Origin of the sequence: Vibrio sp. MarTm2, assembly GCF_027587055.1 — a bacterium.
GTDB classification, from domain to species: Bacteria; Pseudomonadota; Gammaproteobacteria; order Enterobacterales; family Vibrionaceae; genus Vibrio; species Vibrio sinaloensis_D.
On the sequence record NZ_JAPPTK010000005.1, the window covers coordinates 228,547 to 254,903 of the forward strand.

The 26,357-nt window shown below is 46.1% G+C and carries 22 protein-coding genes and 9 tRNA genes; 30 read left to right on the plus strand and 1 reads right to left on the minus strand.

Annotated elements, in window-relative coordinates:
• The first annotated feature begins 77 nt into the window (after nt 1–77).
• The 20 genes from alaS to luxS all read left to right on the plus strand — a co-directional run bounded on the left by alaS (nt 78) and on the right by luxS (nt 16,494).
• On the plus strand, nt 78–2,660 hold the full coding sequence (alaS, locus tag OH458_RS12905) for an alanine--tRNA ligase (protein WP_269978618.1): 2,583 nt from the start codon (nt 78–80) through the stop codon (nt 2,658–2,660).
• Between the two features lie 193 nt (nt 2,661–2,853).
• On the plus strand, nt 2,854–4,041 hold the full coding sequence (locus OH458_RS12910) for an aspartate kinase (RefSeq protein WP_269978619.1): 1,188 nt from the start codon (nt 2,854–2,856) through the stop codon (nt 4,039–4,041).
• Between the two features lie 92 nt (nt 4,042–4,133).
• The gene (gene csrA / locus OH458_RS12915; RefSeq protein WP_004415691.1) at nt 4,134–4,331 is read left to right on the plus strand and encodes a carbon storage regulator CsrA; all 198 of its coding nucleotides are present in this window, start codon (nt 4,134–4,136) and stop codon (nt 4,329–4,331) included.
• A gap of 185 nt (nt 4,332–4,516) precedes the next feature.
• Nucleotides 4,517–4,609: transfer RNA gene (locus OH458_RS12920), tRNA-Ser, on the plus strand.
• A gap of 75 nt (nt 4,610–4,684) precedes the next feature.
• Nucleotides 4,685–4,761: transfer RNA gene (locus OH458_RS12925), tRNA-Arg, on the plus strand.
• Nucleotides 4,762–4,786: 25 nt separating this feature from the next.
• Nucleotides 4,787–4,879 (plus strand) — tRNA-Ser (locus OH458_RS12930).
• A 96-nt stretch (nt 4,880–4,975) separates the two neighbouring features.
• Nucleotides 4,976–5,052 (plus strand) — tRNA-Arg (locus tag OH458_RS12935).
• A 65-nt stretch (nt 5,053–5,117) separates the two neighbouring features.
• A tRNA-Arg gene (locus OH458_RS12940) sits at nt 5,118–5,194 on the plus strand.
• A gap of 65 nt (nt 5,195–5,259) precedes the next feature.
• Nucleotides 5,260–5,336, plus strand: a tRNA-Arg gene (locus OH458_RS12945).
• Between the two features lie 65 nt (nt 5,337–5,401).
• Nucleotides 5,402–5,478: transfer RNA gene (locus tag OH458_RS12950), tRNA-Arg, on the plus strand.
• 65 nt (nt 5,479–5,543) lie between these two features.
• A tRNA-Arg gene (locus OH458_RS12955) sits at nt 5,544–5,620 on the plus strand.
• Nucleotides 5,621–6,059: 439 nt separating this feature from the next.
• Nucleotides 6,060–6,317, plus strand: coding sequence for an oxaloacetate decarboxylase subunit gamma (locus tag OH458_RS12960; RefSeq protein ID WP_005475486.1), 258 nt, complete (start codon nt 6,060–6,062; stop codon nt 6,315–6,317).
• A 32-nt stretch (nt 6,318–6,349) separates the two neighbouring features.
• Nucleotides 6,350–8,137 (plus strand): sodium-extruding oxaloacetate decarboxylase subunit alpha, encoded by a 1,788-nt coding sequence (gene oadA / locus OH458_RS12965; RefSeq protein ID WP_269978620.1) that lies wholly within the window; start codon nt 6,350–6,352, stop codon nt 8,135–8,137.
• Nucleotides 8,138–8,146: 9 nt separating this feature from the next.
• Entirely contained in the window at nt 8,147–9,277 is a 1,131-nt protein-coding gene (locus OH458_RS12970; RefSeq protein WP_005475535.1) for a sodium ion-translocating decarboxylase subunit beta, read from the plus strand.
• 116 nt (nt 9,278–9,393) lie between these two features.
• Nucleotides 9,394–10,344: an NADP-dependent oxidoreductase gene (locus OH458_RS12975; protein ID WP_038140330.1), complete on the plus strand. Its 951-nt coding sequence runs from the start codon at nt 9,394–9,396 to the stop codon at nt 10,342–10,344.
• The gene (locus OH458_RS12980) at nt 10,338–10,799 is read left to right on the plus strand and encodes a YqaA family protein (protein WP_038192876.1); all 462 of its coding nucleotides are present in this window, start codon (nt 10,338–10,340) and stop codon (nt 10,797–10,799) included. Before OH458_RS12975 ends, OH458_RS12980 begins: the two co-directional genes overlap by 7 nt.
• Before the next feature lie 9 nt (nt 10,800–10,808).
• On the plus strand, nt 10,809–13,667 hold the full coding sequence (locus OH458_RS12985) for a M16 family metallopeptidase (RefSeq protein WP_269978621.1): 2,859 nt from the start codon (nt 10,809–10,811) through the stop codon (nt 13,665–13,667).
• A 106-nt stretch (nt 13,668–13,773) separates the two neighbouring features.
• Nucleotides 13,774–15,342 carry a glutamate--cysteine ligase gene (gshA, locus tag OH458_RS12990; protein ID WP_269978622.1) on the plus strand — a complete coding sequence of 523 codons (1,569 nt, stop codon included), beginning with the start codon at nt 13,774–13,776 and terminating at the stop codon, nt 15,340–15,342.
• 9 nt (nt 15,343–15,351) lie between these two features.
• Nucleotides 15,352–15,951: a transglycosylase SLT domain-containing protein gene (locus tag OH458_RS12995; protein ID WP_269978623.1), complete on the plus strand. Its 600-nt coding sequence runs from the start codon at nt 15,352–15,354 to the stop codon at nt 15,949–15,951.
• A gap of 24 nt (nt 15,952–15,975) precedes the next feature.
• Nucleotides 15,976–16,494: an S-ribosylhomocysteine lyase gene (gene luxS, locus OH458_RS13000; RefSeq protein ID WP_269978624.1), complete on the plus strand. Its 519-nt coding sequence runs from the start codon at nt 15,976–15,978 to the stop codon at nt 16,492–16,494.
• A gap of 61 nt (nt 16,495–16,555) precedes the next feature.
• Here luxS and OH458_RS13005 read toward each other — a convergent pair whose 3' ends face one another.
• Nucleotides 16,556–17,032: an RDD family protein gene (locus tag OH458_RS13005; protein WP_005475517.1), complete on the minus strand. Its 477-nt coding sequence runs from the start codon at nt 17,030–17,032 to the stop codon at nt 16,556–16,558.
• A 193-nt stretch (nt 17,033–17,225) separates the two neighbouring features.
• Here OH458_RS13005 and OH458_RS13010 point away from each other — a divergent pair.
• The 10 genes from OH458_RS13010 to OH458_RS13055 all read left to right on the plus strand — a co-directional run bounded on the left by OH458_RS13010 (nt 17,226) and on the right by OH458_RS13055 (nt 25,879).
• Nucleotides 17,226–17,310: transfer RNA gene (locus OH458_RS13010), tRNA-Leu, on the plus strand.
• A 436-nt stretch (nt 17,311–17,746) separates the two neighbouring features.
• Nucleotides 17,747–18,442 (plus strand): VC0807 family protein, encoded by a 696-nt coding sequence (locus OH458_RS13015; RefSeq protein WP_038140320.1) that lies wholly within the window; start codon nt 17,747–17,749, stop codon nt 18,440–18,442.
• Between the two features lie 344 nt (nt 18,443–18,786).
• Entirely contained in the window at nt 18,787–19,089 is a 303-nt protein-coding gene (locus OH458_RS13020; protein WP_039486558.1) for a PTS sugar transporter subunit IIB, read from the plus strand.
• An 86-nt stretch (nt 19,090–19,175) separates the two neighbouring features.
• Nucleotides 19,176–20,507 carry a PTS sugar transporter subunit IIC gene (locus tag OH458_RS13025; RefSeq protein WP_269978625.1) on the plus strand — a complete coding sequence of 444 codons (1,332 nt, stop codon included), beginning with the start codon at nt 19,176–19,178 and terminating at the stop codon, nt 20,505–20,507.
• 50 nt (nt 20,508–20,557) lie between these two features.
• A complete protein-coding gene (locus OH458_RS13030) occupies nt 20,558–20,866 on the plus strand; it encodes a PTS lactose/cellobiose transporter subunit IIA (protein ID WP_005475534.1) in 309 nt (102 codons plus the stop codon).
• A gap of 6 nt (nt 20,867–20,872) precedes the next feature.
• Nucleotides 20,873–22,195: a 6-phospho-beta-glucosidase gene (locus tag OH458_RS13035; protein WP_269978626.1), complete on the plus strand. Its 1,323-nt coding sequence runs from the start codon at nt 20,873–20,875 to the stop codon at nt 22,193–22,195.
• Nucleotides 22,196–22,210: 15 nt separating this feature from the next.
• A complete protein-coding gene (chbG, locus tag OH458_RS13040) occupies nt 22,211–22,942 on the plus strand; it encodes a chitin disaccharide deacetylase (protein WP_269978627.1) in 732 nt (243 codons plus the stop codon).
• A 97-nt stretch (nt 22,943–23,039) separates the two neighbouring features.
• Nucleotides 23,040–24,038, plus strand: coding sequence for a LacI family DNA-binding transcriptional regulator (locus tag OH458_RS13045; RefSeq protein WP_269978628.1), 999 nt, complete (start codon nt 23,040–23,042; stop codon nt 24,036–24,038).
• A 66-nt stretch (nt 24,039–24,104) separates the two neighbouring features.
• Entirely contained in the window at nt 24,105–24,509 is a 405-nt protein-coding gene (locus OH458_RS13050) for a VOC family protein (protein ID WP_005475521.1), read from the plus strand.
• Between the two features lie 110 nt (nt 24,510–24,619).
• Nucleotides 24,620–25,879, plus strand: a complete 1,260-nt coding sequence (locus OH458_RS13055) for an HD-GYP domain-containing protein (RefSeq protein ID WP_269978629.1) — start codon at nt 24,620–24,622, stop codon at nt 25,877–25,879.
• Nucleotides 25,880–26,357: the final 478 nt, after the last annotated feature.

A 26,357-nucleotide genomic window follows, 5' to 3' on the forward strand; every position in this document is an offset into this window, starting at 1 on the left:
GAGAAAACTAGTCGTAGCGCAAACCATGATCTACAATAGCGCAAAATTCTAACTCGACTATTTTCAGGAAGAGCTGCATGTACATGAGCACTGATGAGGTTCGTAACGCGTTCCTTAAGTTCTTTGAAAGCAAAGGACACCAAATCGTAGACAGTTCATCGTTGGTTCCACATAACGATCCAACCCTGCTATTCACAAACGCAGGTATGAACCAATTTAAAGATTGCTTCTTAGGCGCCGAAAAGCGTGCCTACACTCGAGCAACTACGGCTCAGCGTTGTGTACGTGCGGGTGGTAAACATAACGACCTTGAGAACGTTGGTTTTACAGCTCGTCACCATACTTTCTTCGAAATGCTAGGTAACTTTAGCTTTGGTGATTACTTCAAAGAAGACGCGATCGCGTTTGCTTGGGAATTCCTAACTGAAACGCTACAACTGCCAAAAGAGCGTCTACTGGTAACGGTATACGAGACAGATGACGAAGCCTTCGATATCTGGAACAAGAAAGTAGGCGTACCTGCTGACCGTATCGTTCGTATCGGTGACAAAGAAGGCGGCAAGCAGTTCGAATCAGATAACTTCTGGACAATGGGTGACACAGGTCCTTGTGGTCCTTGTACTGAAATATTCTACGATCATGGTGAGCATATCTGGGGAGGCCGTCCTGGTACTCCAGAAGAAGACGGTGACCGTTTCATCGAGATCTGGAACAACGTATTTATGCAGTTCAACCGTCATGCTGATGGCACGATGGAACCGCTACCTAAACCTGCAGTTGATACGGGTATGGGTATTGAGCGTATTTCTGCAATCATGCAGGGCGTTCATTCAAACTACGAAATCGACGTATTCCAAAAGCTAATCAAAGCTGCTGCAGAGGTTGTCGGTTGCGAAGACCTTTCAAATCAATCGCTACGCGTGATTGCGGACCACATCCGCTCTTGTTCATTCCTAATCGCAGATGGTGTGATGCCTTCAAACGAAGGTCGTGGCTACGTGTTGCGTCGTATTATCCGTCGTGCCGTGCGTCACGGTAACAAGCTAGGTGCAAAAGGCGTATTCTTCCACAAGCTTGTCGGTGTACTGGCTGAAGTGATGGGCAGCGCAGCTGACGAGCTTAAGAAGCAACAAGCCGTTGTTGAGAAAGTACTACGCATTGAAGAAGAAAACTTTGGTCGCACACTAGAGCGTGGCATGGTTATCCTCAATGAAGCACTGGATGCACTTGAAGGTAAAGAGCTTGATGGTGAAACAGTATTCAAGCTTTACGATACTTACGGTTTCCCTGCTGACCTAACTAACGACGTGGCTCGCGAGCGTGATTTCACTATCGACGAAGCGGGCTTCGAGAAAGCGATGGAAGAACAGCGTCAGCGTGCACGTGAAGCAGGCCAGTTTGGTACGGACTACAACGCAACAATTAAAACAGAAGCTGAAACCGAATTTTGCGGTTACACCGGCACTCAAGGTAAGAGCAATGTGGCTGAAATCTTCGTTGAAGGTGAAGTGGCTGAATCTCTATCGGCGGGCGATAAAGCGATCATCATTCTTAGTGAAACGCCATTCTACGCAGAATCAGGCGGTCAGTGTGGTGACGCTGGTGTCATAAAAACTGAATCTGGTCTATTCAAAGTAGAAGACACGCAGAAGTTAGGCAATGCAATTGCGCACCACGGCGTTCTAGCCGAAGGCGTTCTCGCGAAAGGTGATGAAGTGGAAGCTATTGTTGATGCAGAGCGTCGCGCTTCTATCTCACTAAATCACTCAGCAACGCACCTGCTTCATGCTGCACTACGCCAAGTTCTGGGCGAGCACGTAACGCAGAAAGGCTCACTTGTTAAGCCAGACAACCTACGTTTTGACTTCTCTCATCTCGAAGCGGTAACGCCTGCTGAACTAAAAGAAGTTGAGCGCTTAGTAAATGCACAAGTTCGTCGTAACCACGTGATTGAAACTAACGTAATGGACATCGAATCAGCGAAGCAGAAAGGTGCAATGGCCCTGTTCGGTGAGAAGTACGATGATGAAGTTCGCGTGCTATCTATGGGCGAGTTCTCAACTGAGCTTTGTGGTGGCATCCACGCTTCTAACACGGGTGATATTGGCCTATTCAAGATCACTTCTGAAGGTGGTATCGCAGCAGGTATCCGTCGTATCGAAGCGGTAACTGGTGAAGCAGCACTAGATGCAATCGAAGAGCAGCAAGCTAAGTACGAAGAGAAACTTGTTGAGTCGGCACAAAAAGCAAAATCTCTAGAGAAAGAAATTCAGAAACTGAAAGACAAGATGGCTGCCGCAGAAAGCGCAAACATCATGGGTAAAGTTCAGGAAATCAACGGCACAAAAGTGTTGATTGCTGCTCTAGAAGGCGCCGATAACAAAAACCTACGCACTATGGTTGATGACATTAAAAACCAAGTGGGTAGTGGCGTTATCCTATTGGCGAACATTAACGGCGATAAGATTGGTCTCATCGCTGGTGTGACTAAAGACCTTATCGGCAAAGTGAAAGCGGGCGATCTTGTTAAGATGGTAGCTGAGCAAGTTGGCGGTAAAGGTGGTGGTCGTCCTGATATGGCGCAAGCGGGTGGTACTGATGTTGAAGCTCTGCCTGAAGCGATCAAGACTGTTCAGCCTTGGCTAGAAGAACGCTTGTAAAAAATACTGTATAAACTGCGCTCAATCATTTGTTTGATTGAGCGTAATTTTTTTGTCCTAACCAAGTGGTTTAATTGATTGTCCTAGTGATAGTCGAATAGGCCGCTTGGTTTTTGTTATAACTACTGCAAACAATATTCAACACATTGAATGCAGTCCGAATGAGACTTTGGTCTTGGGAAGGTGAAGACTGGTGAAAAAGCCCCTTATCGTGCAAAAGTTTGGCGGAACGTCTGTTGGTTCTATTGAAAGGATCCATACGGTAGCCGAACACATCATAAAGGCGAAAAATGATGGTAATCAAGTTGTCGTAGTCGTATCCGCAATGTCTGGTGAAACAAACAGGCTGATGGACTTGGCGAAACAGGTCGATAGTGTACCTACGGCGCGAGAACTTGATGTTTTGCTCTCTGCTGGTGAACAAGTGTCGATGGCACTACTTGCAATGACTCTCAATAAACTGGGGTTTGCAGCCCGTTCACTTACCGGAGCACAAGCGAACATTGTGACGGACAATCAACACAATGACGCAACGATTAAACATATTGATACCCAAGTTATCAGAGATTTGTTAGCACAAGATCACATAGTCATCGTGGCTGGATTTCAAGGGGTCAATGAAAATGGGGATATCACCACGCTAGGTCGAGGTGGATCGGATACAAGTGCGGTGGCCTTAGCAGGCGCGCTCAATGCTACGGAATGTCAAATCTTTACTGATGTAGATGGCATATACACATGTGATCCTCGAGTGGTCGCGACCGCGCAAAAACTGGACGTGATCGACTTTCCTTCGATGGAGGAAATGGCGCGCAAAGGTGCCAAGGTTCTTCACCTACCGTCAGTGCAGTACGCATGGAAACATAATGTTCCCCTACGAGTGCTTTCTACATTTGATCGCAATCCCGGCAGTTTGGTCAAAGGGGAAGAGTGTCAAAATGCAGTTTGCGGAGTCGCCATTCAGCGAGATATGTGCTTGATCAGAATTGAAAAAGAGATGCTCTCTGCACTTAAGACTCAGTGTCAAATGCTAGGTATTGTCATCTGGAATGTGATCGAGCATACAGAATGGACAGGTGTGGTACTAAAACTGGACGCTTATGCAAAACTGGAACTGGTTTTCGGTGACAAAATCCGTAATAGTGATTCAGTAAGTTTGCTGACTGCCGTCGGCTTACACGTAGAAGGACTGGTGGAAAAGTCTTACGCTTTGCTTACAGAACAAGGCATTTCGGTCGAACATTATGCTGTTAACCCACAGTCGTTGATGCTTGTGCTGTCGCCAGAATGTGTCGACAAAGCAGCTAACATACTGCATGATGCGTACATAACTTCTGCAGAGGCGATCGACTACCTGCAAAAACATGCCTTTTTAGGCTAGATTCGAGCCACAATAGAGTTTACGAAAATATAACTTTTATTGGATAATAGCCTTGTAGCAAGATAATTCAGAGATTACTCAAGGAGCACAGAATGCTAATTTTAACTCGCCGCGTTGGCGAAACTCTAATGATCGGTGATGAAGTAACAGTAACGGTACTGGGTGTAAAAGGTAACCAAGTACGTATCGGTGTTAATGCTCCGAAAGAAGTGTCTGTTCACCGTGAAGAAATTTACATGCGCATTCAGGCAGAAAAAGGTAATGGTAACGTTGCATCTGGCAACTACTAATTACACAGAGAGGCTGGCAAATATTGTCAGCCTTTTTTGTTGCTGAAAAGGGCATATTTTTAGCAAAAAGAGCGAATTAACACCGCTTTGATTAAATAGCAAACGCTTGGAAAAGTTTTTGCCGTTTTTGCCAAGAAAATGTTTGACATATTTTTGGTAAATCGTAATATGTGCCTCCGCAAGACGGTGAGGTGGCCGAGAGGCTGAAGGCGCTCCCCTGCTAAGGGAGTATACGGCTTGATACCGTATCGAGGGTTCGAATCCCTCCCTCACCGCCATTCTTGCTTCTTCTTATAGAAGAACAGTTCTTCGGAACAGCTTTAAAACAACTTTCTGTAGCAAGAAAGTATAGCGCGTCCTTAGCTCAGCTGGATAGAGTACCTGGCTACGAACCAGGCGGTCGGAGGTTCGAATCCTCCAGGACGCGCCATAATTTCCTTACCAGGGAATAAAACGGTGAGGTGGCCGAGAGGCTGAAGGCGCTCCCCTGCTAAGGGAGTATACGGCTTGATACCGTATCGAGGGTTCGAATCCCTCCCTCACCGCCATTAATTGGCTTATGGCCAATTTTTTTGTTTTAAAGCCCTGTTGTTTCAAAGAACTAGTGTGATATACTTCACACCTCTCGTTTTAGAGAACATTGCGCGTCCTTAGCTCAGCTGGATAGAGTACCTGGCTACGAACCAGGCGGTCGGAGGTTCGAATCCTCCAGGACGCGCCACTCTTTAGGTTTCCTTTGTATAGATTGGAATCCTGATATTGATAGAAGTCGATATCAAAAACTGCGCGTCCTTAGCTCAGCTGGATAGAGTACCTGGCTACGAACCAGGCGGTCGGAGGTTCGAATCCTCCAGGACGCGCCACTCTTTAGGTTTCCTTTGTATAGATTGGAATCCTGATATTGACAGAGGTTGATATCGAAAACTGCGCGTCCTTAGCTCAGCTGGATAGAGTACCTGGCTACGAACCAGGCGGTCGGAGGTTCGAATCCTCCAGGACGCGCCACTTTTTAGGTTTCCTTTGCATAAATTGGAATCCTGATATTGACAGAAGTCGATATCGAAAACTGCGCGTCCTTAGCTCAGCTGGATAGAGTACCTGGCTACGAACCAGGCGGTCGGAGGTTCGAATCCTCCAGGACGCGCCACTCTTTAGGTTTCCTTTGTATAGATTGGAATCCTGGTATTAACAGACGTTGATATCGAAAACTGCGCGTCCTTAGCTCAGCTGGATAGAGTACCTGGCTACGAACCAGGCGGTCGGAGGTTCGAATCCTCCAGGACGCGCCACTCTTTGAGAAAGCCCTGCTAGAAATAGCAGGGCTTTTTTATTAACATTTTATTATCAAATGTTTAACTCTCAATTTACAAGTTAGTGTTTCTTAAGGGCTTTTTTGGGAAATATTAACCCTATCGCAGTATTCTCCTCGTATTTGAAATAACGTCTGAAAAACAGCAGTTATTTATCCTTGATTAAACTGATATTGCAGATTTATGTGACTTGTATGACGTATTAACCCTTAGATATGTGCATTATCATCAAGACTGCTTTAAACAAAATTGACAAAGTTTAACCAATCGAGATAATCCTAGACCTCTTGTCGGGATCACAAAGCTCGTCCTGATTGAAGACGTCCAACGAAAAGTTGGGCATGTTTAGGTAAATTGGACAAGAAGTCCGCATGGTTTGCCTAATCCCTTGTCAGGATGACAAAGAAAGGATGCAAAAATGGATAATATTGGAAGCCTGCTAGTAGATGCTGCGACCATGATGCTTACGGGCATGGTTGTGGTGTTTCTATTCCTCACTATTCTTGTTTATCTCGTTCGGCTAATGTCGAAACTGGTGCCTGAAGAAGTACCAGAGCCGATCGCCACCCCAAATCAAAATAACAAAGTTCAACCAACCTCTTCTGCTGTTAGCCCGAAGGTCGTGGCGGCAATCTCTGCTGCAGTACACCAGTATCGTACCTCTACAGCTAAATAGCATTTGAAATGGATTAAAAGGAGTTAATGAGCATGTCAAAACCACTAGCTTTAACCGACGTGGTTCTTCGTGACGCCCATCAATCGCTGTTTGCGACACGTATGCGTCTTGAAGATATGTTACCGATTGCAGCAGAGCTGGACAAAGTAGGCTATTGGTCTCTTGAAACTTGGGGCGGAGCAACGTTTGATGCGTGTATTCGTTTCTTGGGAGAGGACCCATGGGAGCGCCTACGCGAGCTTAAAAAAGCGATGCCGAATACCCCAATGCAAATGCTATTGCGTGGTCAAAATCTATTGGGTTACCGTCACTACGCTGACGATGTGGTAGAGAAGTTTGTTGAACGCGCTCACGCCAATGGTATGGATGTATTCCGTATCTTTGATGCGATGAATGATGTCCGTAACTTTGAAAAGGCAGTCAAAGCTGCCGTTGATGTCGGTGCACACGCTCAAGGTACGCTCTCTTACACCACAAGCCCAGTGCACAATACTGATACTTGGGTTGATCTTGCCAAACGTCTTGAAGACTTGGGCTGTCACTCTTTGTGTATCAAAGACATGTCTGGCCTGCTTAAACCTTATGAAGCGGAAGAGTTAATTACTCGAATCAAATCTTCTACTGACATCCCTTTAGCGCTTCATTGTCATGCAACAACAGGTTTATCTACTGCGACGGCTGTCAAAGCCGTAGAAGCAGGCGTGGATATTCTGGATACAGCAATCTCATCGATGAGCTGCACCTATGGTCACACGCCAACAGAAACAGTAGTTGCAATGCTACAAGGTACTGAGCGAGATACCAATCTTAAGCTTGACCAAATTGAGCCTATTGCCGCTTACTTCCGCGAAGTTCGTAAGAAGTACGCTAAGTTTGAAGGTCAGTTAAAAGGTGTCGACTCACGTATCTTAATCGCCCAAGTTCCGGGTGGTATGCTGACGAATATGGAAGGTCAGCTTAAAGAGCAAGGTGCGGCGGATAAGCTTGATGAAGTATTGGAAGAGATCCCTCGCGTACGCCAAGATCTAGGTTACATCCCACTAGTGACGCCAACTTCGCAAATTGTTGGTACTCAAGCAGTAATCAATGTTCTAACTGGCGAGCGCTATAAGAGTATTACTAAAGAAACCGCAGGTGTTCTTAAAGGCGAATATGGCGCAGCACCGGCTGAGGTAAACGCGGCGCTTCAAGCAAAAGTGCTTGACGGTGGTGAAGCGATCACATGCCGCCCTGCTGATTTGCTGGACGCAGAGCTTAATACCTTAACGGATGAACTCCTAAGCAAAGCGAAAGAAGAGGGTATTTCTCTGGCTGAAGATACGGTTGATGATGTCCTCACGTACGCGTTGTTCCCTCAAGTAGGGCTCAAGTTCCTCAAAAATCGTCGTAATCCTGAAGCCTTTGAGCCGGCACCATGGCTAGAGGAAACACCTTCATCTGCTCCAGTTGCTCAATCTGCACAGGGCGGAATTGAGACTTACAGCGTTAAGGTGGACGGTCAAGTATACGATGTGGAAGTTGGTCCTCAGGGGCAGTTGACGTCAGTCGCTCCAGCTCAAGCATCGGCACCACAAGCTGCGCCAGCGCCTTCTGCACCAGCCGGCAACTCTGAAGTCGTTCCAGCTCCACTAGCGGGTAATATATTCAAAGTAAACGTCCAAAGTGGATCTCAAGTCGCTGAAGGCGATGTGCTGTTGATCCTTGAAGCGATGAAGATGGAAACAGAAGTACGTGCTGCCCGCGGTGGTATTGTGCAAGATCTTCACGTCAAAGAAGGCGATTCCGTCACTGTAGGCGCGCCGCTGATCAGCCTAGCGTAAGGGAGTACCATGGAAGGATTAATGACCCTTTGGTCAGAAACAGGGATCGCTAACTTTGAGTTTGGCCAGATCTGTATGATCTTGGTTGGCTGTGCTTTGCTATTCTTGGCGATACGTAAGGGCTTCGAGCCTTTACTTCTGCTGCCGATTGGCTTTGGCGCGATTTTAGCGAACATTCCCAACGCAGGATTCACCGAAGAAGGTGGGCTACTTTACTATGTATACTACGTTGGTATTGAATCAGGTATATTCCCGCTGTTGATCTTCATGGGTGTAGGGGCAATGACGGACTTTGGTGCCTTGATTGCAAACCCGAAAACGCTATGGTTGGGCGCGGCGGCTCAGTTTGGGATCTTTGCCACTCTATTTGGGGCGATTCTACTCAACTATGTACCTGGCATGGAATTTAGTATGCCAGATGCAGCGTCAATTGCGATCATTGGTGGTGCAGATGGACCAACGGCGATCTTCTTGGCAAGCCAATTGTCTCCTGATCTATTGGGTGCCATCGCGGTTGCAGCATACAGCTACATGGCGTTGGTTCCGATTATTCAGCCACCTATTATGAAGGCGCTAACATCACCAGAAGAGCGTAAGATCCAGATGGCTCAGCTTCGTCATGTGGGGAAAGTTGAGAAGATCTTATTCCCACTCGCGGTGTTGTTGATGACGATTTTGTTCTTACCTTCCGCAACACCACTGGTGGGCATGTTCTGTCTGGGTAACTTGATGCGCGAAGCGGGTGTCGTTGATCGCCTATCGAAAACTGCTCAGAATGAGTTGATTAACATCGTCACGATCTTCCTTGGTCTGGGGGTGGGTTCGAAGCTACAAGCGGAAGAGTTCTTAAACGTTGAGACGCTCGGTATTCTTGCTCTGGGTGCGGTTGCCTTTAGTATCGGTACCGCTGGCGGTGTTTTGATGGCTAAGCTGCTTAACAAGTTCTCTAAAGAGGATATAAACCCACTTATTGGCGCTGCGGGTGTATCGGCGGTACCAATGGCGGCACGTGTGGTCAATAAGGTTGGTCTTGAAGCCAATCCACAAAACTTCTTGCTCATGCATGCGATGGGTCCTAACGTGGCTGGGGTTCTGGGTTCTGCCGTTGCTGCGGGTATCTTGTTGGCGCTTGTCGGCTAATGCTTGTTAGTTGTTGGTTAATTTGAAATCGATCGGTTAACTTGATAGCAATAAATGGTATATATTCAAAGGGATGCTTTAGCATCCCTTTTTGCTATCGACAGGGAAATCATGAAATGGAAAACAAACAAATCGCAATATCTCAATTCGGTGGGCCAGAAGTATTGGTCATCCAGTCATCTGCGGTTCCTCAGCCTAAAGCGGGTGAAGTACTTGTCAGAGTCGCTTTTGCTGGCGTTAACCCTATCGATGTGAAAACACGCGCTGGTCTTGGTTGGGCTGCGTCCGAAAACAAAGATAATTTACCTTGGGTTCCGGGCTACGACATAGCGGGTGAAATTGTCCAATGTGGTGAGCAAACGGAACGATTTAGCCAAGGAGATAAAGTTGCCGGTTTTGTGGGTTTCCCTTTGCAAGGTGGCGGTTACAGCCAATACATTGCTGTTCCTGAAACAGAACTGAGCCTTGTGCCCGATTCCATTACACTAGAAGCTGCGGCAGCACTGCCTCTTGCCGGTCAAACTGCGATTCAAGCGCTGGATAAGGCGGGTGTTAAAGAGGGAGACCGAGTGCTTGTACTCGCGGGCGCAGGTGGTGTTGGCCATATAGCAATACAAGTTGCGGTTGCCGCGAAAGCAGAAGTGTTTACGACGTGCAGCGAGTCCAATTTAGACTACATGGCGACGCTTGGTGCTCACGCGGTTAATTACCAATTTGCGCCTGTGTCAGAACGTGTTGAAGAAGCGGATGCTCTGATTGACTTGGTTGGAGGTGATGCGGCTTTAGATGCGCTTAAATGCTTGAAAGATGGCGCTAAAGTTGTCACAGTGCCGACCTTAAGCGCAGAACTTATTTGTGAGAAAGCGAAGCTACTGGGCTTTGAAGCGACCGGCATGTTGGTTGATCCTAATCCGGAGCAGCTTGATGCGTTGCTCTATATGGTCAGTGTTGGCTTATTAAAAACAGAGATCTTCAAGATTTATCCTATGGATCAAGTCGCTGAGGCTCACAAGCAAATAGAAACTGGACACACGCGGGGCAAGGTTTTGCTTGATATGCAATGCTAGAGGCATTTAATGCCTCCTTCCAATCTATCGCACTATGGTTTTCCGATTCGGCACTTTGGGTCTTGTTCATTACGGGGTTTCTCAGTGCCACTTTGCTTCCAGGGGGCTCTGAAGCGGGGCTGCTCGCTGCGCTTAGTCTGAATCAATTTTCTACGTTTTCCATCATTCTTGTCGCTACCTTGGGTAATACATTGGGTGGTTTGACCAACTATTGGCTTGGTTGGTGGTTGCCTAATCGAACTCAAAACGAAAAGCATGGTCATAAAGCATTACAGTGGCTGAGTAAATATGGCTACTGGTCTCTATTTTTCAGTTGGTTGCCAATCATTGGCGACCCTCTTTGTTTGGCTGCGGGTTGGCTACGTATGCGTTTCTGGCCTTGTTTCTGGCTTGTCTTAATAGGTAAAGCTTTCCGGTACAGTCTACTTGCCGCCATTTATTTTGGTTTTTTCTAAGGGGAAGTTATGAGAAAAATCTGGCTTGGTGCGTTTTCTCTCGTCGCTCTTTACGGTTGTTCAACTAGCAACCTTCCTTCTGTCTCTCTATTCTCATCGCTACCGGAAGGGGTCACCTTGATTGAAGAGGTTGATCCTCAGCCTGGCAAAGCGATGATTCCCTATTCCAAATACAAACTCGACAACGGGTTGACGGTTATCCTATCTCCTGATGACTCTGATCCTCTCGTTCATGTGGATGTGACTTATCACGTTGGTTCTGCACGTGAAGAAATTGGTAAGTCAGGCTTTGCGCATTTCTTTGAGCATATGATGTTTCAAGGCAGCGAGCATGTCGGTGACCAAGAGCACTTTAAAATAATTACCGAAGCGGGTGGCACACTAAACGGAACCACGAATCGCGACAGAACCAACTACTTTGAAACGGTTCCCTCCAATCAACTCGAGAAGATGTTGTGGTTGGAATCCGATCGCATGGGCTTCTTGCTTGATGCTGTTTCGCAACGCAAATTCGAAATTCAGCGCGATACCGTTAAGAATGAACGGGCACAGAATTATGACAATAGACCCTATGGTTTAATGTGGGAAAAGATTGGTGAAGCCATGTATCCGGAAGGTCATCCATACTCGTGGCAAACCATTGGCTATGTGGAAGATTTAGATCGTGTTGACGTTAACGATCTTAAAGCCTTTTTCTTGCGTTGGTATGGCCCAAATAATGCGGTACTCACCATTGGCGGTGATCTCGATGTTGATCAAACGCTGGAATGGGTGAACAAATACTTTGGCTCAATTCCTACTGGTCCTGAGGTAGGCAAGGCTCCAAAGCAACCAGCTGTCTTGACAGAAGATCGTTATATTACTTTGCAAGATCGTATTCAGCAGCCGATGGTTGTGGTTGGGTGGCCTACTACTTATCGTGGTGAAGAAACTCAGGTCTCTCTAGATGCGCTGGCTAATGTGCTGGGAAGTGGGGCAAACAGCCTGCTGTATCAAAAGCTGGTCAAAACGCAAAAAGCGGTAGATGCAGGTGCGTTCCAAGATTGTGCTGAGTTGGCGTGTAATTTCTATGTTTACGCAATGGCACCATCGGGAGAGAAAGGTCAGTTAAAGCCTCTCTATGAAGAGTTAATGCAGACTTTAAATGAGTTTGAAGCGCAAGGCGTTGACCAAAGTCGTCTAGATCAAATCACAGGTATGGCGGAAGCAGATGCGGTGTTTGCTCTGCAAAGTGTTCGAGGTAAAGTTTCGCAATTGGCTTCGAATCAAACCTTCTTCGATCAACCTGATCGTCTTCAGAGCCAGCTTGAGCGGATCCGAGCTGTGTCACCTGAATCGGTCATGAAAGCCTATAAAGACTATGTGAATGGTCATAAAAAAGTGACCTTAAGTGTCGTACCAAAAGGTAAGTCTGACTTTGCAGTAGCGCCGGCAAATTTTGTGACACCGGCTCGAACATTGCCTGAGTACGCAAAAGTCACAGAATCGGATCTCGAGTACCGCCGCCCTGTAGATGAGTTTGATCGCTCAGTCATGCCGCAAGTGGCTGAAGGTGTCAAAGCTCAGATGCCGAAGTTGTACAGTGTCTACTTTGACAATGGTGTTGAGCTGCTTGGAACAGTCAGTGATGAAACGCCGACGGTTCAACTCAATATTCGACTCCCTGCAGGTGAGAGGTATGTCGCTAAAGGTCAGGAAGGTTTAGCCAATCTAACCGCTGCCATGATGCAAGAAGGGACGTTGAAATCCAGTGTTGAAGAACTGCAAGCGCAATTGGATAAGCTTGGCAGTTCGGTCTCTATCGATGCTGCCAACTATACAACCAACATTGCGATATCGAGTTTAGAAAAGAACCTACCTCAGACATTGGCTTTGGTGAAAGAAATTCTTTTCGAGCCAGCCTTCAAGCAGCTAGATTTTGAACGCAATAAACGTCAGATGCTCGAAAGCATAGTTTATCAGCACCAAAAACCAAGTTGGCTCGCTTCACAAGCGACGCGTCAAGTGTTGTTCTCAGGCTCTATTTACCAAAGGCCAAGCGATGGCACGGCTAAGTCTGTTGAAGCGTTAACGCTTGATGATGTGAAAGCGTTTTATCGAACGCACTACACACCGCAAGGCACTCAAATTGTCGTAGTGGGTGACATCTCAAAACGCCAGATTAAAAAATCATTGGCGTTCATCGAAAACTGGCAGGGTAAAGCGGCGCCGTTGTTGCGTCCTCAGTTGGTGAGTGATCCGGGCGAGCAAAAAATTTACCTCGTAGATAAGCCCGGCGCGCCTCAAAGCATTGTTCGTTTTGTTCGACAAGGTTTACCCTTTGATGCCACAGGCGAAACGTATTTGACGCAACTGGCCAACTTTAATCTTGCGGGTAACTTTAATAGTCGCTTAAACCAAAACTTACGCGAAGACAAAGGTTATACCTATGGCGCAAGCGGTTATTTAGCGGCAAACCGAGAGGTGGGGGCGATTGTCTTCTCTGCGCAAGTCCGTGCTGATTCGACGTTAGCCTCGATTCGTGAGTTTGAAAATGAGCTCAATGAATACAGTTTGGAAGGCATGAGCGACGCCGAGATGAAATTTTTACGCTTGGCGGTCGGTCAACAAGATGCTCTGAAGTATGAAACGCCTTCACAGAAAGCTCAGTTGTTAAGTAGTATCCTTGCTTACAGCTTGGATGAAGACTACCTCAAGCAGCGTAATGAGATTGTTGAAACGGTTGAAAAATCGACGCTTGATCAGTTGTCGGCGAAGTGGTTTACTCCCAAAGATTATCAAATCATTGTGGTCGGTGATGCAAATACCTTGAGGCCACAACTAGAAAGTTTGCAAATCCCGATAGAAGAGCTTGAAATCATCCGCTAGAGTACACATAACTTAGAGCAAAGAAAAAGAGTGACGTCAGTCACTCTTTATTAATTATAGGATTGGCTCAGTATGAACTGGGCCCTCGACATAAGCGAACCTCATTTTGACTGAATTTGCTGCGCGACTTGAGCGAGTTGCACGAAACCCAGAAGTATTCAAATCTTTCGGCCGAGGTGTTGAGCGAGAGACACTTCGTTATCAACAAGATGGTTACCTTGCAACGACGCCGCACCCTAAATCACTAGGTTCTGCATACGCGAACAATTGGATTACGACCGATTTCTCAGAGTCTTTGCTTGAGTTTATCACGCCTGTGTCTAAAGACATTGACACGCTCACAGCCCAGTTAGAAGACATTCATCACTTTACCCAAACTAAACTGGGCGAAGAGAAAATGTGGCCACTGTCGATGCCTTGCTTCGTGGGGAGTGAAGATGACATTAACCTTGCGCAATACGGCTCTTCAAACTCAGGCAAAATGAAAACGCTTTACCGTCAAGGCTTAAAACACCGTTACGGTAGTTTGATGCAGATTATTTCCGGTGTGCATTTTAACTTCTCGTTTCCTGAATCTTTCTGGGATCAGTTATATGGAGAGCAAAATGAGCAAGAGCGCCAACAGACTAAGTCGCAGGCGTATTTCGGCCTGATCCGAAACTACTATCGTTTTGGCTGGTTAATTCCTTACTTCTTTGGTGCTTCACCTGCGCTTTGTTCGTCGTTTATTCAAGGGAGAGAAACAAAGCTGCCGTTTGAAAAAATTGGTGGCACGCTTTACCTACAAAATGCGACTTCATTACGAATGAGTGATTTGGGCTACACCAACAGTGCTCAGAGCGCGTTGAAAATTGGCTTTAACAGCCTCGAAGAGTATCTCGATGGGTTAAATACCGCGATTCGCACTCCTTCGGAAGAGTTCGCCGCGATCGGCGTTAAAGTTGACGGTGAGTATCGTCAGCTAAACAGCAACGTCTTACAAATCGAAAATGAGCTGTATGCGCCAATTCGACCAAAACGTGTTGCTAAATCCGGTGAAAAACCGTCTGAAGCGCTCGCACGTGGTGGGGTTGAGTACATTGAAGTTCGTTCGCTAGACGTGAATCCATATAGCTCTGTCGGCGTTACGGCCGAACAAGTGCGCTTCTTGGATTTATTCTTAGCGTGGGCTGCGTTGTCGGACTCTGAGCCGATGGATTACTGTGAACAGGCATGTTGGCGCGAGAACTGGAATAAAGTGATTGTTGAAGGTCGCAAGCCAGGACTTGAACTCCAGATCGGCTGTAAAGGTGAAATTCTGAGTCTTCAAGATTGGGCGAAACGAGTGTTTGTTGAGTTGGCTCAAATCGCAGAGCAGATGGACGCAGCAAACGGTGGCAATGAGTATCAAGCGGTTTGCTATAAGCTGCTGGAGTGGATTGATAATCCGGAGCTCACCATCTCTGGCCAGTTACTCGAAGATACCAAACGCTTTGGCGGGTTAGGCAAAGTAGGCTGTGAATTTGGTAAACAGTATCGCCAACAGCACCTAGAACACCGCTACCGCACCTACAGCGAAGCTGAGATGGAACAAGAAGTGGAGCGCTCGGTTAAAGCTCAAGTGGACGTTGAGGCTGCGGATAAGCTCAGTTTCGATGACTTTTTGACCGACTACTTTGCGTATTTAAACGCGTAAGGAACGCTGGTGGTAAAAAGGTTAGCGGCGGTTTTTGCTCTGTTAGTGTTAGGTGGATGTGCAACGGCGCCACCTAAAAACCACTCTAATTTATGCGAGATTTTCCGCGAGAAGCCCGCTTGGTATGACGATGCTGTCGATATGCAAGAGAAGTGGGGGACGCCGATTCAAATTGCGATGGCTTTTGTTAAACAAGAGAGCAGTTATCGCCATGATGCGCGTCCACCGAAAGACTATGTATTGGGCTTTATTCCATGGGGACGTGTCAGTAGCGCTTATGGATATGCACAAGCGCAAGACCCTGCATGGGAAGATTTTCAAAAAGCCACGAATCATGGTGGCTCAAGAACCAATTTTGGTGACTCATTGATGTTTATTGGCTGGTATACCAGCGAAACTCAAAAGCAGTTAGGTATCTCAAAATGGGATCCCTACAACCAATATTTGGCGTACCACGAAGGCCGTGGTGGCTATAAACGTAAAACATATCAATCGAAGCCATCATTAATCAGAGTGGCTCGAAAAGTTGAACAGCAAGCAAAGGATTACGGTTGGCAACTTAAACAGTGCCGACAAGAACTGGAAAATAACCGAAGCTGGTTTTTCTAATACTAGCTTGAGAGGAGAAGGACAATGCCGTTATTAGATAGCTTTACCGTCGATCACACTCGTATGAACGCACCTGCCGTTCGAGTGGCGAAAACCATGACCACCCCTAAGGGCGATACGATTACCGTGTTCGATTTGCGATTTACTGCGCCAAACAAAGATATCCTGTCAGAGAAAGGGATTCATACTCTAGAGCACCTATATGCAGGGTTCATGCGTAACCACCTGAATGGTGATAGCGTGGAAATCATCGATATTTCACCTATGGGCTGTCGTACCGGTTTCTACATGAGCTTGATTGGTACTCCTCAAGAGCAGCAGGTGGCTGAGGCGTGGTTATCAGCAATGCAAGACGTACTGAAAGTAGAGAGCCAAAATAAAATCCCAGAGCTCAACGAGTATCAGTGCGGGACAGCAGCAATGCACTCATTAGATGAAGCGAAGCAGATTGCTCAGGCCATCATTGATGCGGGCATCTCCGTCAACAAGAACGATGACCTAGCGCTACCTGAGGCGATGCTCAAAGAGTTAAAAGTCGACTAACGGCGCTGAAAAAACAAAAGGAAGGCGAGATGCCTTCCTTTTTTGTCTTTTGACTGATTACCTAGTTTGCCTTTGGCAGTACTACAACTTCAGTCTTCGCCCAAATATCGTGGAAACCACGCTTTTTCGGATCAATTGGGACAGTTAAGTTTGCTAAACCAAATCCCGATGTACCGATACGGATCAAAGCCTGAGTGGTCGATATTGGCGAACCGTCATTGCTTCTAAGGTGAAGCTTCCAAGCTCTCATTCCCAAAGTTTGTCCTGCTCGAGTCCAAAAGAAGACAAAGAAGTATATCCAGACCGCCGCGAGGTAAGCGGTATATACTGGGCTCCAAACTGGGTGATTGGTCAGGAAGTCACTCACATCAGCATAGCCGCCGACACTGAATACTCCCATCGCCATCAGCGCGTGAAGAATGGCAATCACAATACCCGCAGCCATCATTTCAACCGCCATTATAATCAGACCATCGTAAAAAAGAGCCCCTAAGCGACGAAACAACCCCGCTGGTGGCAAAGAGTCAGTTGCTGACATAAAACCTGCTTACCAAAATAAAAATTAGGCGAAAGAATAAAGCTTCAATTTTGATCTGAAAAGAGACCTTGCGCACAGCTTAGCAACTTGTGGCGAATTTATCAGCAAACGGCAAGTAATTCAGTCTTTTGCACTTGCACGAACGCTCGGCTTACGTATAATGCCAAACATCAGAGGACGAGATGTCCTAGATGCCGGTGTGGTGAAATTGGTATACACGACGGATTCAAAATCCGTTGCCTTCGGGCGTGGCGGTTCAAGTCCGCCCACCGGTACCATACATAGAAAGGTCGCTTTATAGCGGCCTTTCGTCGTTTTAGATGCTTGAAAATAGATTCATGTTTGACAGGCGTTGCCTTCGCGGTGGCGGCAGGAATGCCTGTCCAATCAGTCCGCACCGGTACCATACATAGAAAGGTCGCTTTTATAGCGACCTTTCGTCGTTTTAGGTGTTTGAAAATAGATTCATGTTTGGCAGGCGTTGCCCTCGCGGTAGCGGCAGGAATGCCTGTCCAATCAGTCCGCACCAGTACCATGGCGCTCATGTAGAAACGCAGCCTCTGCGTGGTTGCTGGAATGGGCGCCTCATCTAGTATTATTCTCCGCCATTTCATATGTCGTTACACAGCTTGGCGCGTTAACGCTTTACTTCTCTCGCTATGCGAGGAACAATCCCTTCCCATAGATTTATTTTAAACGCAGCCTTTAGAAATTATGAGTAACACAGAGAACAAAAAATCGAACCCCTTGTTCGAGATCCTCTTTAACGTTTTTGTCCCGTCATTCATTTTAATGAAGTTTAGTGGCGAAGAGCATCTAGGAACGGTTATGGCGTTAGTCGTCGCGCTTGCATTCCCTGTGGCTTATGGTGGCATGGAGCTGATTCGCAACAAGAAGTTTAACTTTATTGCGGCACTGGGCTTTGTCAGTGTGTTGCTCACTGGAGGAATCGGTCTACTTGAACTAGATACTCGTTGGTTGGCGCTGAAAGAAGCGTTGATCCCTGGCTTGATTGGTTTAGCGGTTCTGGGCTCAACGTTTACACGTTACCCATTTATGCAGAAGATGATCCTCAATGACACCATTTTGAATCTGCCTCTCATCAAGGAACGACTAGAAGAAAGCGGTAAGTCTCAAGCATTTGAACGCTGCCTCATGACGTCCAACTACCTATTTGCCAGTACCTTTGCCTTTTCATCGGTGATGAATTATTTTCTCGCGACCTGGATTGTGACAAGCCCAGCGGGAACCGCTGAGTTTAATGAAGAGCTCGGAAAGCTAACATTGTATAGCTACCCAATTATCGCCATACCAAGTATGTTGATGATGTTTGGTATCTTCTACTATGTTTGGCGTCAAATCCGCGCAATGACTTCCTTGGAAACGGAACAAATTTTCCATACCAAGTAATTCTGAAACGAATAAAGCCCAGTGTCTTCACTGGGCTTTGTTTTTATAGATTCTATATTCTTACCTTAGCTTTTGTATTCTTTAAGATTATTAGATAAGCCTCAGTAAAAATAAACAAAGTGGCAATATATAAATACTATTTTTGCTAGATATACGCGCCCATTTTTATTCTAGTTTAGATTTAAAGCTAAAATAAATAATAAAAATATCACCAGTTAAAACAGCGATGTTTCTTTATAAAATGAGAGTTTGTTCACGCACAGTGCAACCGGTTGCGCTTTTTTGTGTTGTACGTTTTTGCTACAGTGTTTGTAGGTTAAAGATTGAACACATGGAGCAAGATTATGAAAAAGATTCTTTTGTGCTGTAGCGCTGGTATGTCGACCAGTATGCTTGTTAAGAAGATGGAGCAAGTTGCTGAATTAAAAGGAATAGAGTGTAAGATTGATGCAATGTCAGTCAACGCATTTGACGAGGCAATCAAAGAGTATGATGTTTGCTTGCTTGGTCCTCAAGTTCGCTTTCAGTTGGAAGAACTACGTAAGACGGCAGAAGAGCATGGTAAGAACATTGCGGCAATTTCGCCACAAGCCTATGGAATGATGAAAGGTGATGAAGTGCTTCAACAAGCGCTCGAACTCATCTAATTAAATAAACTCAATTTATCAGTAAAAGAATATGCGCATATTTATATGCGTAGGGATTCTTTTATCCAAAAATAAGGATGGAATCTATGAAGCTTTATCATGCGATTATAGGAATCGTCGAAAAACATATAGCACCGCTTGCCGCAAAAGTTGGCAATCAACCTCATGTACGAGCAATGCGTGACGGATTTATTGTCGCAATGCCATTTATTATTGTCGGTAGTTTTATTTTGATCTTTGCTTTCCCCCCGTTTGGCGAAGATACCACAAATGCGTTTGGTCGCGCTTGGTTAGATTTCGCTACTACTCACTTTGACACCATTATGATGCCATTCAATATGTCGATGGGCATTATGACGATTTTTGTCTCCTTGGGGGTCGCCTATAGTTTGGCGAAAGCCTATAAGATGGATGGCATCACGAGCGCTGTTTTATCTTTGATGAGCTTCTTGTTGGTCGCGGCTCCCGCAAAGGATGGGGCATTGGCGATGTCTCACATGGGGGGAACTGGCATCTTTACTGCGGTTATGTGTGCGTTCTTTTCGGTCGAGCTGTATCGATTTATGAAAAAGCACAACATTACCATTCGTATGCCAGAGCAAGTACCACCTGCGATTGCACGCTCTTTTGAAGTGCTACTGCCCGTGTTGGCGATTTTCATCACCTTGTATCCTTTGAGCTTATTTGTTCAAGCTCAGTACGGAATGCTTATTCCAGATGCAGTAATGGCGATGTTCAAGCCGTTAATCAGTGCCTCAAACACCCTGCCAGCGATTATTGGTGCGTTGCTCTTATGTCAGTTACTTTGGTTTGCAGGAATACATGGAGCTGCGATTGTTGTTGGACTTCTTTCACCGATTTTCCTTACCAATATCAGTGCCAATATTGATGCGTTTGTTGCGGGTCAGCCCATTCCCAATGTCTTTACGCAACCCTTCTGGGATTTCTACATCTTCATTGGTGGTTCAGGCGCAACGCTCGCACTTGTTTTACTGATGTCGTTCAGTCGCTCTGCGCATCTAAAGAGTATTGGACGCATGAGTGCGGTGCCTGGCTTCTTCCAGATCAATGAGCCTGTCATTTTTGGCAGTCCAATTGTAATGAACCCAATCTTGTTTATTCCTTTTGTCTTCGCGCCAGTTATCAATGCCACCATTGCCTATTTTGCGGTTCAGGTAGGCTTGGTTGGTATGGGCGTTGCCACAACACCATGGACGACGCCGGCCATTATTGGCGCGTCATGGGGCAGTGGTTGGACGCTGTCGCCTGTGTTGTTGGTGATCGGATTGTTGATTCTGGATCTGTTTATTTACCTGCCTTTCTTCAAGATGTTTGAAAAGCAAGTGATCGCTCAAGAGCAGCCTTCAAGCGAGTCTGAACCCGAGCAAGCCGTATTAGGTAAAGGTGCCATCGCCTAAGTGAATCATTGAGCTGCCGCGTTAGGCAGCTCTGAATAAAGGAAGTCGTTATGGAACAAGAAATTGTTGTTATGGAAATAATCTGCAATGCAGGTGAAGCACGTAGCTTGTGTTATGAAGCCCTTAGGTTATCTCGCGAAAAAGAGTTTCTCGCCGCGGAAGAAAAACTCGCTCTTGCTAAGGAGTGTTTAAACAAAGCGCACCTGATTCAGACGCAGCTTATTGAAGAAGATCAGGGGGAGGGCAAAGTCGCAATGACTTTAGTGATGGTTCACGCACAAGATCACTTGATGACCACCATTTTGGCGCAAGAAATGGCAACAGAAATGGTCGCACTACATAAGCAGATTGCGGGGTAAACACGAATGTCTAGAGATAGCTTAAAGCTTGCCATTATAGGTGGGGGCAGCAGTTACACCCCTGAGCTTGTGGAAGGCGTACTCAAAAGGTTGACGTCGCTTCCGGTAAAACAGATCCATTTCGTTGATATTGAAGAAGGCAAAGAAAAGCTAGACATTATTTGCGGATTAGCGAAACGTATGATTGCAAAAGTCGGTGCGGATATTGAGGTAACCGCAGACTTTGATCGCCGAGCGGCCATTAAAGGGGCAGATTTCGTTATGACTCAGTTTCGCGTTGGCGGTCTCGCTGCCAGAGCAAACGATGAAAAAATCCCCCTCAAATATGACGTAATTGGTCAAGAAACAACGGGGCCTGGCGGGTTTGCAAAAGCGCTACGAACCATTCCTGTGATACTGGATATTTGCCGTGATATTGAGGAGCTCTCACCAAATGCGTGGATGCTCAATTTTACCAATCCGGCAGGATTGGTGAGTGAGGCTGTCAACAAATACACCAAGGTAAAAAGTATTGGTTTATGTAATGTGCCGGTCTCTATGCAAATGATGATTGCCGATATGATGGACTGCCAGCCCAATGAAGTGCAGCTTGAGTTCGCTGGCTTGAATCATCTAGTTTGGGTGCATAAAGCGTGGCTCAATGGTGAAGATATTACTCACACCGTACTTGAGAAAGTCGGGGATGGAGCCAACTTCAGCATGAAAAATATTTGGGAAGAACCGTGGGACTCAACTTTTTTGAAAGCGTTGAATGCGATCCCATGCCCTTACCATCGATACTTCTACCAAACGGATGCGATGTTAGCGGAAGAGAAGCTAAGCGCTGCGGAGAAAGGAACTCGAGCGGAGCAAGTAATGCAGACCGAATCGGAACTGTTTGAGCTATATCAGCAGCCAAGTCTCGACCATAAACCTTCGCAGTTGGAAGAGCGAGGCGGTGCTTATTACTCGGATGCGTCACTCAATTTAGTCGATGCGATCTACAACAATCGAAATTCATTGCACGTTGTGAATGTGCCCAATAATGGCGCAATAAATGGCTTGCCTGATGATGCCGTGATTGAGTGCACGGCTGTGGTTGGGGCATGGGGAGCAAAGCCTCTCGCGGTTGGGGAGTTATCGCCAAATGTGAAAGGCTTACTTCATCAAGTGAAAGCTTACGAGCAACTGACTATTGAAGCCGCGGTACATGGCAGTTATGAGCAGGGTTTAATGGCGCTTGCGAACAATCCGTTGGTCCCAGATATTGGTCGCGCTAAATCGATCTTTGATGAGATATTACAGCAAAATCGCCATTATCTACCTCAATTTACCTTAACTCACTTATAAGGAGTGGCCAAAGCGATGAAAGTGATCTTCAATGCCGATGATTTCGGCTTAACGAAAGGGGTCAACGAGGGAATTGTACGCTCCCATTTAGAGGGCGTCGTTCGTTCTACAACACTGCTCGTCGGGTTACCGGAGGAGGAGCACGCTGTCGCTTTGGCTAAAAAAATCCCGACCTTAAAAGTAGGCATCCATTTGCGTTTTACGCTGGGAGCGCCTTTAACACGTTCTGCCAACTTGAGTGATAAAAACGGAGCGTTTTATAAATACGCAGAGTTCTGGTCACATCGCGGGTTTAGTGCTCAAGCCATCTATGACGAATGTATCGCACAAGTTGAAGCTTTTCTCGCGACAGGATTGACGCTCAGTCATATCGACAGTCATCATCACGCACATACCCACCCAGATTTCTTGCCCGTTGTAACGGAAGTTGCGGCTAAATACCGCGTCCCACTCAGAGGGCAAAGCGTCCCTAATTTAAATTACTTCTTTACCGATCAATTCTATGACCAAGGCGTCGACTTAATGGGCTTAGTGAATCATCTATTAGAGCTAGAAAAACGTTACGAGTTGGTGGAAGTCATGTGCCACCCTGCCATTGTTGACCAAGCGCTTGCCCATAGCAGTGGCTACTCAGAACAACGAAAGAAAGAGCTTAATGTGTTGACCGATGACAAACTTGCCACCTTGCTTGAAAGGCATTCAATCGAAGTCACGGATTACTCGGCTTTATCTATCCAGCATTCCTAACCGCGTGTAGGATGTTTTACGGCTGCTAGAATACCCCCTAAAGTCATGTCCTTATGTTCTGGCAGCCTCTTTATAAAGTGATGAAGTACAGGATGTTATGGCTAGAATAAAAGATGTCGCTGAGTTGGCGGGTGTAAATCGTTCAACGGTTTCGCGAATTATTAATGGTGAGGGCAAGTTTAAAGCGGAAACAAGGCGGAAAGTCGAAGAAGCAATGAAAGCGCTGAACTACCGTCCGAGTGCTATCGCGCGTTCGCTGGCAACCTCTTCCACCAACATGGTTGGCTTGCTCGTGACTTATTATACGGGTGGTTTCTTCGGTGCGATGATGGATCAGGTTCAAAGCGAGCTCGATCAACACAAAAAGTTTCTGATCACTGCACAAGGGCACCACTCCGCCAATGGGGAAAAGGAAGCGATACAACGTTTTAATGATCTTCGCTGTGAAGGTTATGTGCTGCACAGTCGATACTTGTCCGTTCAAGAGTTGATCACTTTATCAGAAGCGCCGACCCCATTCGTATTGTTAGATCGCTACGTCCCTGGGCTAGAGTCGCGTTGTATCACCTTTGATCACCACAAAGCCAGTTTCATTGCGGTTCAGCATCTGATTGATATCGGCCATACCAAGGTGGCGTGCATAGCAGGTCCTGCCCAGCGAGAAAATAGTGTTCTTCGTAAGCAAGGTTATCTGGACGCCATGATGAAAGCGGGAGTGACAGTGCCAGAGAGTTGGTGCGCGGAAGGGGACTACGGCCGCCAAAGTGGGTATCAAGCGGCAAAGACAATTCTCCAAGCCGCGCCACAAGTGACAGCGATTTATTCTTGCAGTGAAGAAATGACAGTTGGGGCGTTGCAGTACCTCCATGAAGTGGGTATCAAAGTGCCAGAGCAAATATCAATTGTCAGCTTTGACAGTATTGATCGCTGCGAGGACCTTTATCCGACGGTGACCTCGGTTCACTTTCCCATCTGCGACATGGCTCGAGCCGCTGCTTTACAGCTCAACAATCTTATTCATAAGCATGAATCAAAGCTGCCAGAAACCTTCGAACCTAAGTTAATTTTGCGCAATTCACACCAGAGAATTGAGTAAGCGGTTAAAATTTCCTCGTTGTTTCAAAAAGTTGTCTATCTTTTAAAGGTACCAAGGAGGAACGCAATGTATAACTTAACCCCATACCTGTTTTTTGCTGGCCGCTGCGAAGAAGCGCTTGAGTTCTACCACAAGTGTTTTGGAGGTGTTGTGGTGAGCAAGCAATATTTTAAAGAGGCGCCGCAAGTGATCGAAGGTGCAGACCCAGATTGGATAATGCATGCCGAGTTCGAAGCATTTGGTATGAAACTGATGCTGTCTGACGGTATGGTGGCCAAAGAGCTGTCGGGGAATAATGTTGCGTTATCGTTAGTTTTGGATGATTTAGATGAGCAGGCTCGATTGTTTGATAAACTCTCTCACGGTGGTCATATCATGATGCCGTTGGCAGACACCTTTTGGGGCGCTCGCTTTGGCAAGGTTGAAGATCAGTTTGGTGTGCGCTGGATGCTGCATTGTAACTTGGTGTGAACCGTCTGAGTCACCTACCACCTTCTCATTAGTGACTCAACATGATGATTTCAGAAATGGAATCATCTAAACTTATAAACGAGTCAGTAACGTAAAGAAATCTATAAAAAGTGGCAAGTATTAAGATAACCGTCGACAGAATCCAGCCTGGATTGTACATTCGGTTGCCTGTTAAATGGAACGAACACCCATTCCTGTTTAATAGCTTCAAGGTAAAAGATGAAGAGCAGATTCGGTTGATACGACATCTGGGGATTAAACATGTCTTCATGAATCCCAACCAGAGTGATACGCAACCTCTTCCTCCTAAGACTCAGGATTCATCCCAACATGATGAGGATATGAGTGCTGCCATAGATAAAGAGGCAGAAAAGCTCTGGAAAGAGAAGCAAGACCGAATTGAGCGATTAAGTGCTTACAGGCGCCGCGTCATCAATTGTGAAAAAGAGTTCGAGCGCTCGTTATCCCGGATGCGTGCTGTGATGAACAAAATTCGCAATCGTCCTGACCAAGCAGTTGATGAAGCCACAAGCTTGGTGAATGATATTGTTGATAAACTCTTGAGTGACGACAATGTCACCTTACACCTCATGAATGGTAAAAGTGAGTTTGAAGATATCTATTTCCACTCGCTCAACGTTTCTGTTGTATCAATGATGATTGCGAAAGCGAAGAAGTGGGATTCGGACCAACTCAAGCAAGTGGCATTTGCCGCGCTTTTTCATGACATGGGGAAGGTGAAGGTGCCGAGTGCAATAGTGCGTAAACAAACCCCCTTATCTGAGCCAGAGAAAAATTACCTTAAACTTCATACAAAATATGGCTTGGAGTTGGCCAATAATATAGAGGCGTTCCCTGAATCTGCAAAGATAGTGATTGAGCAACACCATGAGCTAAATGATGGCTCGGGGTATCCGGCAGGCCTTAAAGAAGATGAGATAGATGAAATTACGCAAGTCATCTCAGTTGCGAATGCGTACGACAACCTTTGTCACCATAACGTGCCCTCAGAGCAAAAAATTCCTTATGTTGCCCTCTCTCATCTATATAAGAACTGCAAGCACCTTTATAACAATGACAACTTAAGCTTATTGATTAAGTTTATGGGCATCTATCCTCCGGGTACGGTGGTCCAGCTTTCGAATGATATGGTCGGATTGGTTATCTCGGTAAATGCGCGAAACATACTGTTCCCCAATGTATTGATCTACGATCCATCCGTTCCTCGGACTCAAGCCCCGATCATTGACTTGGCAGAAAAAGAAATAAAGATAGTTAATGCTATTTTGCCAACCAAACTGCCGGACAAAGTTCGCGAGTATCTAAACCCACGTTCTCGTATTTCCTACTTTTTCGATAGTGATGATTAGTTATCCACAAGAAAGTGTGTATAAGCTTTGTTTAAGTTGAGGGTAGCTTGAGTGTAAAAATGCCCCTGAACAATAGCTGTTCAGTTGGGCATTTTTTTATGAAAAAACGCATATTTTCTCTTGCCATCGAAAAGGAACTGCCTATAATGCGCTTCCACTGACACGGCAGACGCCACAAGGCTTCAGTAGTGTTAGAGAGGTAAAAACTTCTCGAGAAAATAAATTTGAAAAAGAGTTTGACTCTTCAAGTTATCTCGCTAGAATGCACCTCCGCTTTGAGAGAAAGCTCAAAGCAACGCTCTTTAACAATATAAACCTATCAATCTGTGTGGGCACTCGTTGATGATAATCCAATTAGAAATTTCTCTAAATAAAGAGGGGTTTCAAATTAGGTTTCAATGAACTGAGTGACCAATCAAGTCGAAAGGCTTGGCACAGTCAATTCACAGTCTTCTATTCGAAAGAATAGGGAATGTAA

Excerpts from the sequence above, each read along its gene's own strand:
- alaS (WP_269978618.1), top strand. The coding sequence starts at position 78 with ATGTACATGAGCACTGATGAGGTTCGTAACGCGTTCCTTAAGTTCTTT.
- csrA (WP_004415691.1), top strand. The coding sequence starts at position 4,134 with ATGCTAATTTTAACTCGCCGCGTTGGCGAAACTCTAATGATCGGTGAT.
- OH458_RS12960 (WP_005475486.1), top strand. The coding sequence starts at position 6,060 with ATGGATAATATTGGAAGCCTGCTAGTAGATGCTGCGACCATGATGCTT.
- oadA (WP_269978620.1), top strand. The coding sequence starts at position 6,350 with ATGTCAAAACCACTAGCTTTAACCGACGTGGTTCTTCGTGACGCCCAT.
- OH458_RS12970 (WP_005475535.1), top strand. The coding sequence starts at position 8,147 with ATGGAAGGATTAATGACCCTTTGGTCAGAAACAGGGATCGCTAACTTT.
- OH458_RS12975 (WP_038140330.1), top strand. The coding sequence starts at position 9,394 with ATGGAAAACAAACAAATCGCAATATCTCAATTCGGTGGGCCAGAAGTA.
- OH458_RS12980 (WP_038192876.1), top strand. The coding sequence starts at position 10,338 with ATGCTAGAGGCATTTAATGCCTCCTTCCAATCTATCGCACTATGGTTT.
- OH458_RS12985 (WP_269978621.1), top strand. The coding sequence starts at position 10,809 with ATGAGAAAAATCTGGCTTGGTGCGTTTTCTCTCGTCGCTCTTTACGGT.
- luxS (WP_269978624.1), top strand. The coding sequence starts at position 15,976 with ATGCCGTTATTAGATAGCTTTACCGTCGATCACACTCGTATGAACGCA.
- OH458_RS13005 (WP_005475517.1), bottom strand. The coding sequence starts at position 17,032 with ATGTCAGCAACTGACTCTTTGCCACCAGCGGGGTTGTTTCGTCGCTTA.
- OH458_RS13015 (WP_038140320.1), top strand. The coding sequence starts at position 17,747 with ATGAGTAACACAGAGAACAAAAAATCGAACCCCTTGTTCGAGATCCTC.
- OH458_RS13020 (WP_039486558.1), top strand. The coding sequence starts at position 18,787 with ATGAAAAAGATTCTTTTGTGCTGTAGCGCTGGTATGTCGACCAGTATG.
- OH458_RS13025 (WP_269978625.1), top strand. The coding sequence starts at position 19,176 with ATGAAGCTTTATCATGCGATTATAGGAATCGTCGAAAAACATATAGCA.
- OH458_RS13030 (WP_005475534.1), top strand. The coding sequence starts at position 20,558 with ATGGAACAAGAAATTGTTGTTATGGAAATAATCTGCAATGCAGGTGAA.
- OH458_RS13035 (WP_269978626.1), top strand. The coding sequence starts at position 20,873 with ATGTCTAGAGATAGCTTAAAGCTTGCCATTATAGGTGGGGGCAGCAGT.
- chbG (WP_269978627.1), top strand. The coding sequence starts at position 22,211 with ATGAAAGTGATCTTCAATGCCGATGATTTCGGCTTAACGAAAGGGGTC.
- OH458_RS13045 (WP_269978628.1), top strand. The coding sequence starts at position 23,040 with ATGGCTAGAATAAAAGATGTCGCTGAGTTGGCGGGTGTAAATCGTTCA.
- OH458_RS13050 (WP_005475521.1), top strand. The coding sequence starts at position 24,105 with ATGTATAACTTAACCCCATACCTGTTTTTTGCTGGCCGCTGCGAAGAA.